A 4,689-nucleotide genomic window follows, 5' to 3' on the forward strand; every position below is an offset into this window, starting at 1 on the left:
AGATGCGATTATCGCTTTTTCGACACATCGGGACTAAGAATCAATAATTGTTCGCCTAATGTACTTTCTTGAATCGCGATAATCACAGGACGATCCTCTGCTTTGGCATTTTCTGGTAAAGCGGGAAATAGATAAATCCATCCGCCACGTTCCATGAGTAAACGCCAAACGATCGGCTTTTTGGGATTAGTAGTATCTGTTTGTTCTTGTCCTAGTATATTTCTAAATAAACCTCGATCGCCAATAATACGATAGCCTTTCAAAGAAGGATTTATAAACTCATTTTCCAGTTTTCGTCCTAATGGTAAACGGTTTTCAGGCGTTACCAAAGTGACAACAGGTAAAGTAGAATTTGGGCCAGCATCTCGTCGCGCATCGATCGTACCTCGATCCCGCGCTAGCAAAAATAGGGCAATCAGAATTCCTATAACTATGATAATTTCATCCAAAAAAGATTGACGAAAATTAATCGGGTTAAATTTAATCGCACTCAGCTTATTAATGATAAAATCCGCTAGTAATTGTAACCAAATAATAATTTTTAATAACCTCGGTTTTTGAGTGGGAGAAACAAGTTTAGAACTAGACTTCTTTTGGTACTTGCCTAATTGTTTGTTAAAATATTCAATTAACCTGATAGTCAACCAAATCAATCCTGCTAACACCAAAGCAATTAAAAATTGCAACCATCTGAGTATTTTGGCAATCAAAATGCTGAGAAATTGCAGCAACCATAGTGTTAGTTGAATCAAGATAAACGTGACAATAGCAACCAATACTGTTTTACCTAATTGCCAGAAGCTATCCACAGATGCGAAACTTCCGAAAAATACTTGTAATGGAACTACTAGAAATGATTGGGGCGGTAAATCTAGCGTTGTTATTTCCAACTGAAAAAAGTAGAAATAAGACCAGCGATAAATCCAACCAGTAAAGAAAAGGGCAGCACCCAATAAACCAACAATGCTGGCAACTTTACCTAAAATATTTGGTTCCTTGGTAGGTTCGGGAGTTGGGGACACAAAATCGCTCAAATGGTAGATGAAATATAATAAATAAGTGTAGCTCAGTAAAAAAATTGCCGACGCTATGAAAGCTTTTTTAAATATATTAGTTGTGGCACTTGTAGCGACAGCGCCGCAGTTAGGAGGATGCAGCCGCGCCTCAAGCGGTAATGATGTAGGGAGGGGAAATTTACCTGCTGCACAAGCACAAGCCAAGGTGGATGAGGCATTAGTACCCGTTGCTTTACCTAATTTGGCCGTAGTTTCTCTCAAAAACGGTGACAAAATAGATGGTAAGGTAGCGGAAATCGATACCAAATCGCAAAAGTTATTAATCCAAGGAGAGAAAACTACTCCTTATTCCCTCAGTCAAGTTGAGAAGATAGAATTCAGCAAGAATGCTGTAGTTTACAAAACTGATGGGCGTCAGGTTGTTCGCGGTGACGGTGTTGCAGCCGCAGGGGTTCAACAAATTTGGAAACCTCTTCAGCTAGATGATTTTCATTTGCAACAAGGTAAAGGTGAAGTGAAGTTGAAGCCACCTGTAGTTGATAAAGATGAGTTGAAAGGGATTTTAGCGGTGTCAAAAAATAGGTCTTTTGTAGTAGATGAAATTCAGTTTGATTGGCAAAATAGGACGATGGCTATTAAGGCAACGCCGTATTAGGTTAATCGTGTAAGCTATTAGATAGTAGCAGGGAGGATAACATGAAAATGAAAATCCTAAAGCCTTAACTGCAATTATTTTTTTACTGAATGGTATAATGCCAATTGTTACACCACCAGAAGGTATAAATGGCACAATTACCAGCAGAAACACTGAAAACTGTTCTAAGTTTACAGCAGCAGTTATTAGAGCAAATCGACGAAGCAAGATCTGTAGAATTTACATTACTAGAGCAGTTCGGCGAGACAGACGAAACAATTCCAGAGTTAGAAGAACTACAAAGTATTCGAGAACGTGCAGATTTATATTATTCGCGGTTTTCCGTAACTTTGCGGCGTATTTATGACGCCCAACCTGTGGCAAGTCGTGATATGCTGGAATTACTTGCCCGCTCTATTAATGAGGCGACAAGTGCATTAGCAGCCACCGCTGCTAATGTTCGGGAAATTAAGAGTAACTGGAATTTACTATGACTCATCAACCCAGAATTCCTGACCCAGAAACTAGGGCGCGTTCCGTTGCTAGAATGCGCGAAACTATCAAACAATGGGATGTTTCGATCGCTAACTTGGATGAATTGAATACCATGCTAGAAGCTGAGAATAATCGCAGTTTTGAAGAGGCGCGGCAAAGAGGGAATGCCAGACGAAAAGCCGCACAAATTCAGGAGTAGGAGGAAACAACTATTCGGTAACTGGCAGAGTGAAGATTAATACTCGATCGCCAAATGTAACGACGAAAAATAAATGAATGTGAGAGAGGAAATAAATGATGAAAATCAAAGGCATCAAACGAGGGAGAACGATCGAACTGTCAGAGGACGTTAATATTCCTGACGCTCAAGAGGTGGATGTCGAGATAGAAATGATTCAGCAAATGAGTAATGAAGAAAAATCAAAAAAAATGAAAGATTTTTTGGAAAAGCTTACTGATGAAGATAGAGAAAAATGGGCTAAAATAGGCGAAGTCTTGGAAAAAGAACGTCAGATGGATCGCCAATTGCAACAACAGAAAATAAATGAATTACAGGTTTGCAATTAGAAGATTGGTTAGAAGAGGAAATAACATGATCGAAATCAAAGGCATCAAACGCGGAAAAATAATTGAGCTTTCAAAGGAAATTAATATTCCTGATGGTCAAGAGGTGAATCTCAAAATTGAGGTGATTCCGCAAATGAGTAATGAGGAAAAGTTGCAAAAGATGAAGGAATTTATAGAAAGTGGTTGGGAAGGTAGAGACGATTTTATCAGAACTATGGAAGAGTTAGAAAGAGAAGAAAATGCCTATCGTGAGGCGAGGCTAAATTTTCCTAAATTAATAGAAGCGGCAATTCGTGGCGAAGAAGTTGTGATAGAAAAAGACGGTCAACCTGTTGTTAAGTTAGTGGCAGTATCGCCTGATGAAGATAAGCCATTTGACGAAATTTTTGAGGGGGTGCGGATAAATCGCCCGGTCGAGACGTGATTTTGTAAGTTCGTTTTTTGGTATTGCCAATATTATTTCAGAAGATAACAGGAAATTACTGATGCCAATGTAATCGAAATGCTGGGGAGGCATAAAGATGAATCTCACTGTCGAAGACTTAGAAAATTTACAGCTAATTTTACAAGAAAAACAACTTGATTATAAACTCGAACTGGTAGATGGGAAAATTCAAGTTATGGGTTTATCAGATTATATATCTGAAGTTATTATCGCTCGATTGATATTTTTGCTGCAAAGCTGGGTGCTACCGCGCCAACTCGGTTATGTTACTGGGTCAAGTGCCGGATTTAGATTGCCAAATGGCAATTTACGAGGGCCGGATGTATCTTTTGTTTCTGCTGCACGACTCAATCCATTACCGCGTTCTTTTGCCGAAATTGTCCCCGATTTGATGGTAGAAGTAAAGTCGGCTTCCGATAGCATTCCGCCTCTACAAAAGAAGATTCAAATGTTTTTAGAACTCGGTACGCAGGTGGGAATATTAATTGACCCGGATAAACTAACTGTGACGGTTTATCGCTCTACGGGTGAGGCAATTGTGTTAACTGAAAATGATATGCTGACTATCCCAGAGTTATTTCCTGGTTGGGAATTGCCGATTTCGGAAATTTGGCCGCAAGTGTTTTAGTTAATGGCTAGTAAATTTTAAGTAAAGTTTATTGCGAGGGAAATTATGGAAACCGTCAATATCAAAGAAGAAGCTCGACGATTAATAGATAGCTTACCTGAAAACTCTACCTGGGATGACTTGATGTATGCAATTTACGTTAGGCAAACAGTGGAAGCGGGACTTACTCATAGCAGAGATGGTAAAATAATTCCTGTTGAGGAAGTGGTTGTTTCAGCTAAGGCATCATTCTGGGAACGGCTAGAAGAGTTTCGCCAAGAAAATAATGTCGAAGAATTAGGTATTGATGATGATTTTTTTGAGGGATTGCGGGATAAATCACCCAGTCGTGAGGTAATTTTGTGACTTTACTTTTCTTGGTAGATACCAATATTATTTCAGACTTAGATCTTGCACCAATTGCATCGCCCGCCTGGGGTTCAAACCCCAGGCTAATAGCAAAAGTCCTCTTAAGAGGACTAAAATCATTTTTCAGTCGTCTTCAGACGACTTTCGCTATGAGCCTCAGAATTGATTCTGAGGCGGGTGAGTGCGTAGTGCAAGATCTGAATCAAAACTACTTAGGGAAAACGCCTCCTTTTGTAGATGGTCAAATTGCTGCTATTGCCAAAGTTAATAATCTGATTCTTGTCACAAACAATGTGTCAGATTACGCAGATTTTCTCGAACTTCAAGTGGAAAACTGGTTTATATAGGTTCGGTGAGATGAGGGCGATGAAAATAATTATTAGCGGTGTTTTGGCTTTGGGTGTTTGTTTGACACCTCTGACTGTTCCGCTGATGGTTCGACCTAGTTGGGGGCAAAGTGAAATTCAAAATTCGCAGATTGAAGAAGTAACACAACTTATAAGGCAAGCGACAGAAGAGACAAAGCAAGGGCAATATCAGCAGGCTATAGAAACAT

10 protein-coding genes are annotated in these 4,689 nt (G+C 39.5%); 9 read left to right on the forward strand and 1 reads right to left on the reverse strand.

Features of this window, described 5'->3' with window-relative positions; translation table 11 throughout:
* Positions 1-8: 8 nt before the first annotated feature.
* Positions 9-1,022, reverse strand: a complete 1,014-nt coding sequence (locus H6S82_RS18840; protein ID WP_190461620.1) for a hypothetical protein — start codon at positions 1,020-1,022, stop codon at positions 9-11.
* A 67-nt stretch (positions 1,023-1,089) separates the two neighbouring features.
* Here H6S82_RS18840 and H6S82_RS18845 point away from each other — a divergent pair, with 67 nt between their 5' ends.
* The 9 genes from H6S82_RS18845 to H6S82_RS18885 form a co-directional block, all read left to right on the forward strand.
* Entirely contained in the window at positions 1,090-1,671 is a 582-nt protein-coding gene (locus H6S82_RS18845; protein WP_190461618.1) for a hypothetical protein, read from the forward strand.
* Positions 1,672-1,799: 128 nt separating this feature from the next.
* The gene (locus H6S82_RS18850; protein ID WP_190461616.1) at positions 1,800-2,144 is read left to right on the forward strand and encodes a hypothetical protein; all 345 of its coding nucleotides are present in this window, start codon (positions 1,800-1,802) and stop codon (positions 2,142-2,144) included.
* Complete coding sequence (locus H6S82_RS18855) at positions 2,141-2,344, forward strand: hypothetical protein (RefSeq protein ID WP_190461615.1); 204 nt, start codon at positions 2,141-2,143, stop codon at positions 2,342-2,344. The genes H6S82_RS18850 and H6S82_RS18855 overlap by 4 nt, the downstream gene beginning before the upstream one ends.
* 95 nt (positions 2,345-2,439) lie before the next feature.
* Positions 2,440-2,712, forward strand: a complete 273-nt coding sequence (locus H6S82_RS18860; RefSeq protein ID WP_190461613.1) for a hypothetical protein — start codon at positions 2,440-2,442, stop codon at positions 2,710-2,712.
* A 25-nt stretch (positions 2,713-2,737) separates the two neighbouring features.
* Entirely contained in the window at positions 2,738-3,136 is a 399-nt protein-coding gene (locus H6S82_RS33635) for a hypothetical protein (RefSeq protein WP_242057014.1), read from the forward strand.
* Positions 3,137-3,233: 97 nt separating this feature from the next.
* Positions 3,234-3,785: a Uma2 family endonuclease gene (locus H6S82_RS18870; RefSeq protein ID WP_190461610.1), complete on the forward strand. Its 552-nt coding sequence runs from the start codon at positions 3,234-3,236 to the stop codon at positions 3,783-3,785.
* A 45-nt stretch (positions 3,786-3,830) separates the two neighbouring features.
* A complete protein-coding gene (locus H6S82_RS18875) occupies positions 3,831-4,130 on the forward strand; it encodes a hypothetical protein (protein ID WP_190461674.1) in 300 nt (99 codons plus the stop codon).
* Positions 4,127-4,480: a hypothetical protein gene (locus tag H6S82_RS18880; RefSeq protein ID WP_190461608.1), complete on the forward strand. Its 354-nt coding sequence runs from the start codon at positions 4,127-4,129 to the stop codon at positions 4,478-4,480. Before H6S82_RS18875 ends, H6S82_RS18880 begins: the two co-directional genes overlap by 4 nt.
* 19 nt (positions 4,481-4,499) lie before the next feature.
* The coding region (locus H6S82_RS18885; protein WP_199317913.1) for a hypothetical protein at positions 4,500-4,689 on the forward strand (190 nt) is incomplete at its 3' end.

This window comes from Planktothrix sp. FACHB-1355, from assembly GCF_014748295.1.
Classification (GTDB): domain Bacteria; phylum Cyanobacteriota; class Cyanobacteriia; order Cyanobacteriales; family Aerosakkonemataceae; genus Aerosakkonema; species Aerosakkonema funiforme_A.